The organism is Thermogutta sp. (assembly GCF_014359955.1).
GTDB lineage: Bacteria > Planctomycetota > Planctomycetia > Pirellulales > Thermoguttaceae > Thermogutta.
This window is the reverse complement of sequence record NZ_JACIYL010000261.1, coordinates 1-5276: the sequence shown is the minus strand read 5'-3', so window position 1 is coordinate 5276 and position 5276 is coordinate 1. Positions and strand designations below refer to the sequence as shown.

Sequence of the window (5276 nt, the reverse complement as noted above, 5' to 3'; positions counted from 1 at the left end):
GAGGGCTGCCATGTCGAACGTATTCTGCGACATTCGTCGGAAGACCCACCGTCCCAATCCTCCGCCCACAAGCGTCATGGGAACAGCAAAGGTGGCAAAGTGCATAGTCTCAGATGTGATCATTCCTTCGACGGCCATGGGGGCGATTTTCAATACATTGACCGTGAAGAAGAACACGGCTGTGGTGCCCATGAACTTGTCCTTGGGCAGATTCTGGCTGAGGAGGTACATCGTCATGACAGGACCAGCAGCATTTCCCACCATCGTCGCAAAGCCCGCCAGCATCCCCGTCAGCCACACGTACCACCATTTCTGGCCATAGTGTCCGTCCGCGAAGGTCCGACGGTAAACTTCCAGAACGAACATGGCCACCACCAGCGCCCCCAGGATCGGTCGCAGCGCGTTGCCTCGCACATAGTGCAAAAGCACGACTCCACTGATCAACCCGACGGCCACAGAGGGAAACAATCTGATCAGCCGATCCCACGCCGTGTACCTCGCATACAGGTACACCGCGAACAGGTCACCGACAAGCAGAACCGGGACGAGCGCCCCCACGGAAAGCGCGGCGTCTTCATGATAGGCCTGGGCCATCAGGACCACGGCGAGAATGGAAGCCCCCGGCACACCTGTCTTGGAAAACCCCATACAGACGGCCGACAGACCTCCCCACACCAGTCGTGCAACCCCCCCGGACATCCCACATTCCCTATGATTGGGCTATTTTTGGGCCATGGCCTCGGCGAGGATTCGGGCCGTGCTTTCCCGCATGATCCGCGGATCGACCGGTCGCCCCTCACGGAGCGCCGCGCGAATCTCCTTGCCAGAGATTGAGACCGGCTTCTCGTTGGGGTGATTCTCCATCAGATCGACCCGTCCCACCGACTCATAGTAGGCCGCAAATCCCACGCACAGCGGCTTGATCTTGAGATCACCCCGCAGACGCTTGAAGATCTCCTGGGCATCGAAATCACCCCAAATGGTGGTTCCGTCGTGATAGGGGGCGTCTGCATGCTTGCGGCCGATGATGATGTCGGTAAATCCAAAATTCTGTCGGTAAATGGCATGCATGACGGCCTCTTTGGGACCGGCGTAGAACATCTTGATGTCCAGGCCCACCAGAATCACACGGTCGGGAACGGATTCTCCCCGCGGCCCCCAGAGGGCCGGATCACTATCCCCATCCCCGAGCGCCCGCTGCTCGATGAGCGCCTCGTAGGTCCGCATGCGAACGTCAGCAGGCACATCGTCCCCTTTGGTTTCCCCGATCAACGGATTGAGGCATGCCCCCGCGTTGTAACCCTGGCGGAGCAAAGTCTCCAAACCATAAACGAGGGCATACTCATGGGCACGATGGAGGGGATTCCGGGTCTGAAAGGCCACCACCCGTTCCCACCCCTTCTGCCGAATCAGCTCCCGCACCTCCTTCGGACGCAGAACATACTTGCCAAACCGGGGATGCTTGGGCTGCGGCAGGACCTGGATCTTTCCGCCGATGAGATAATCCTTGTCGCCATCCGCTTTTAACACCATGTCCCCGCCAGGATGGTCGAACCGCTCAGTCAGATACACTCGCGTCAGGTATTTCCGCTTGTCCCAGGGAAAGACATCGGTAAGCTCCAGCGTGGCGACAATCTCTCCCCGGGAGTTCACCAGAGCGACTTTTTCCCCAGGGCTTAACTGTTTGGCCAGCTCGGCTGTGACCGGAAAGGCCAGTGGAATGGTCCAGGCGTACAGCCGCCCGTTGTACTCGATGACCTCTTCCTCCAAAACTCGATCGTAAACCTCTCGATCCATCGGCCCGGTGAGCGGACTGAGGGCCCCATCCCCGAAACGATAGACCGTCGAGAGGTCGGCATCCGAGACCGGGACTTTTTTGAGCCGCGCCGCTTCGGCCAGAAAATCCTCCCGCGCTTCCTCAGGAACGGTCAAATCGAGCGGTTCCGGAAGATCGCCATGGGCGGGAATCAAATCCTTGGTCATACGCGTCTAATCCTCAAGCCAAACAGTCAACTACCGCGGCGTCAGAAAGCGCCTTTCACCCACAAAAAAACAGACCCGTGAGCGCAGAGCAAATCCCCGTTCACCCGTTCCCCACAGAAGCACGGAAAAACCTCAGCACACAGCCGGGGCCACCGTCCCTTCATCCCCCACCTCCATCCGCGCAGACTCCGGGGGCTTTGGGATGGCCGGGCGAATAGCTCAAACGGCGAGGGCCTCGGCCTGCTCGGGCTGGTTGGACGTTTCAGCGGGCGCCGATTCCGGCTGAGTAACGGCCGCCTCCTGGCGTCTTTCGGGCAGGGCGCTGCCGGGGTTGATCTCCTTGATCCTCACCCGCAGGTACAACTGCCGATGTCCTTTGCGACGACGATAATTCTTTCGCCGCCGGAATTTCTGGATGTAGATCTTGGGGCCGAGGAGGGTCTCTTGAACTTCCGCCACCACATAAGCGGAATCGATGGTCGGCCGACCAAGAAGAAATGTCGAACCATCCCGAATGGCCAGCACCCGGTCGAAGCGAATCTCTTTGGGTGCAAACTCGGCGCCGTCTTTAGACTTTTCAGCGCTCAGGCGGTAGTCCACATCAAGGACCTGGCCAACCTCTACCTTGTACTGGCGTCCGCCATCCTGAATAATCGCGTACATCTCGCACAACCTCGCTGTCGTTGGGATATTTCGTCAGCTACCAAGCGTCGCGGCCATTTACAGGATTTTATCGAGGCGAGCAAAATCTCCTGCCGTCAGCGCTCTCGTCCGCTACCGGTCTGTAATGGTAAACCCTCATTAAACCCGCGGCAGCCCGGCTCATCAAGGGACGCTCACCCTGAATGCCCCCTTTGGTCGGTATGAAACACCGCGGGCGCGACGTGTCGCAGGCACAACTCATGAATTGCCCCTACTGTTCAACCGGCAACCGAACCCAACAATCGGAGCCCAACCGAATCGCCGCCCATTCCCATCCGCTGGCCCTTCAACTGCCCACCCTTCTTTGGAGGGGTTGCGGTTCAATGAACCATTCGTCGAGGTAATGTCGAAATGTCAAATAAGGGTGGTAGAGCAGCATCCACGGCCCAGAAAACCGCATCACCTGCCGCACTCGCTCTCGCATGTCCGGCTTATAGCAATGGATAGGGCACCGCGCACAAGTGGTTTTATTCTCTCCGAAGGGGCACTTATCGAGCCGGCACATGGCGTACGTGAAGAGCTCCTGGCACTCCGGGCACAAATGCCTCTGGCCGTGGTTCTTTCGACAAAAAATGCGGATCATTGCCTCAATCGTGCGACGCTCACGCTGGATCCGTCGGGAATGTCTGGAAGCCGTTTTGTCCGGTCCGTTTGTCATGGGTCACCCCGCCGAGTGTACGTTGCCGAGCCCATCGACCGCCCCCCAAAAGCCCCCTCCGGGGAACACGCTGCCCGACGCGTCCGTTTTCAGACGTCACAGGCATCCCCAACCGCCGAAGCGCATTTGTGCCAGTTGAATCTAGTATTATAAATGTACGAATTTGCTCCTTCAAGAGTTTTTCGTTACCTTTCCTCTTTCAAGCGTTTAAAATAGTAGATGTGAAGTCACCAATGCTCACCCGGGCTGGTTCGGGGCGCCAGGGTGGACGTTCGATTTCAACAACCTCGCGCACCAGATGGTAAAGTGGTTACTCCCGGAACGGCACGGCCCCCCTTTCGGTGGCCCTCCCGTAGTTCCGATGACACACATTCCGAAGCGAGGGGCAGTTGAATCAGGCATCAGTACGTGACCAGGGCATTTGGTAGGACCTACCGAAAAATCGCAAGAGCTCCCAACCGTCGAGCCATCGGCGAAAGAGTATCCAGCAGCGTTGACGAAAAATAGCCCGTAACCGAGCGAACATCCAACCACAACCGGAAAAGAAAGTCCAAACGTCGCTACGGGCACGTTTGGTTCATGGCGGAATCAGGAAAACACACCGGGACCAACACACTGGAACGGTTGCTGCCCGAAAAGGGGTTGCACTGAAACACTCAAAGACCCACCTGCGGAAAGCGCACCCACGGCTTGCTGGATTGATTCCGAGAAAACCGACAATTCGCTGAGCAGCCGCTCGGCACCGCCATTTTGTGGGGGGAGTAACGAATTATGACACGAAATCGCTTGCCTGCCACCGGTCATCCCCGGCGCGGTTGGGTTGTCAAAGGTCCCCTGGTTGTCCTTGGCCTGTTGATGATAGGTGTGCCCCTCGTCTGGTCCTTCCTGCCCCGGACGCTTTGGCAGGGAACTCACGACAGGCCGTTGACCACCAAAGTCATTCGCGGTGACTTCATCAACGAAGTCACGGAGCGCGGTGACGTGGAGAGCGCCAGCAATGTGGAGATCCGCTGCGAAGTGGAAACGCAGGGAAGCGGGGTGATGATCATCCGCATTGTCCCCGAGGGAACTTACGTCCAGCCCGGCGATTTTCTCGTGGAACTGGATTCATCGGCCCTTCGCGACGAGTATGTTCAGCAACAAATCAAGGTGGCCAACGAGCAGGCTTTGCTCATTCAGGCGCAGCGGGCACTCGATACAGCGATAATCGCCAAACAAGAGTACCTGGAGGGCCAGTATCGGGAGCAACTCCTCGATATTCAAATTCAAAACTTCATTGCCGAAGAAAACCGACGCCGGGCGGAAGATTACCTCAAATACAGCCAGAGCCTGGCTCAGAAAGGGTACATCACTCAGGCACAGTTGGAGGCCGACCAGTTCGCTTTGAATAAAGCCATCAAAGAACTGGAGTCCGCTCGGACTAAACTGGATGTTCTGGAGCGGTTCACCAAAGTAAAGATGCTCAAGCAACTGGATGCGGACATTGAGACAGCCCGGGCCAAGCTCGAAGCCCAGCAGCATTCTTACGACCTTCAGGTTCAAGAACTCAAGAAGATCGAGGAACAAATCAAGAAATGCATTATTACCGCTCCTGCGGCGGGGCAGGTCGTTTACGCGAACCAGGTCGGTGTGCGGGGTCAAACAGACATCATCATTCAGGAAGGTGTCCGCGTCCGTCAGTATCAGACCATCATCCGACTTCCGGATCCGAAGCGCATGCAGGTGAAAACGAAAGTCAACGAATCGAAGATCGGTCTGGTACGAGTGGGCCTGCCGGCTAAAGTCCGTGTAGATGCCCTCGCAGGAGTGGAGTTCGATGGCGAGGTGACCGAAGTGGGCGAATATCCCCTGCCCACTTCGTTCTTCAATTCCAACGTCAAAGATTATCAGGTCATTGTCAAGATCAACAACCCGACCGAAGAGCTGCGGAGCG

The 5276-nt window shown here is 57.3% G+C and carries 4 protein-coding genes and 1 pseudogene; 1 reads left to right on the top strand and 4 read right to left on the bottom strand.

The features are described from left to right. From H5U08_RS09510 to H5U08_RS09495, 4 genes and pseudogenes are all read right to left on the bottom strand, one after another. Nucleotides 1-699: sulfite exporter TauE/SafE family protein (locus H5U08_RS09510; protein ID WP_297032451.1), on the bottom strand; the 699-nt coding region annotated here is incomplete at its 3' end. 21 nt (nt 700-720) lie between these two features. Next, nucleotides 721-1983: a hypothetical protein gene (locus H5U08_RS09505; RefSeq protein ID WP_297032448.1), complete on the bottom strand. Its 1263-nt coding sequence runs from the start codon at nt 1981-1983 to the stop codon at nt 721-723. A gap of 333 nt (nt 1984-2316) precedes the next feature. Beyond that, a pseudogene (gene rplU, locus H5U08_RS09500) lies at nt 2317-2646 on the bottom strand (50S ribosomal protein L21); the annotation flags it as partial. 325 nt (nt 2647-2971) lie between these two features. Continuing rightward, nucleotides 2972-3343 carry a nitrous oxide-stimulated promoter family protein gene (locus H5U08_RS09495; RefSeq protein WP_297032445.1) on the bottom strand — a complete coding sequence of 124 codons (372 nt, stop codon included), beginning with the start codon at nt 3341-3343 and terminating at the stop codon, nt 2972-2974. Between the two features lie 771 nt (nt 3344-4114). On the opposite strand from H5U08_RS09495, the gene H5U08_RS09490 reads away from it, so the two are divergent. Further along, the coding region (locus tag H5U08_RS09490) for an efflux RND transporter periplasmic adaptor subunit (RefSeq protein ID WP_297032443.1) at nt 4115-5276 on the top strand (1162 nt) is incomplete at its 3' end.

Bases quoted from the DNA above. Each gene is read 5' to 3' on its own strand.
- H5U08_RS09505 (WP_297032448.1), bottom strand. From the start codon at position 1,983: ATGACCAAGGATTTGATTCCCGCCCATGGCGATCTTCCGGAACCGCTC.
- H5U08_RS09495 (WP_297032445.1), bottom strand. From the start codon at position 3,343: ATGACAAACGGACCGGACAAAACGGCTTCCAGACATTCCCGACGGATC.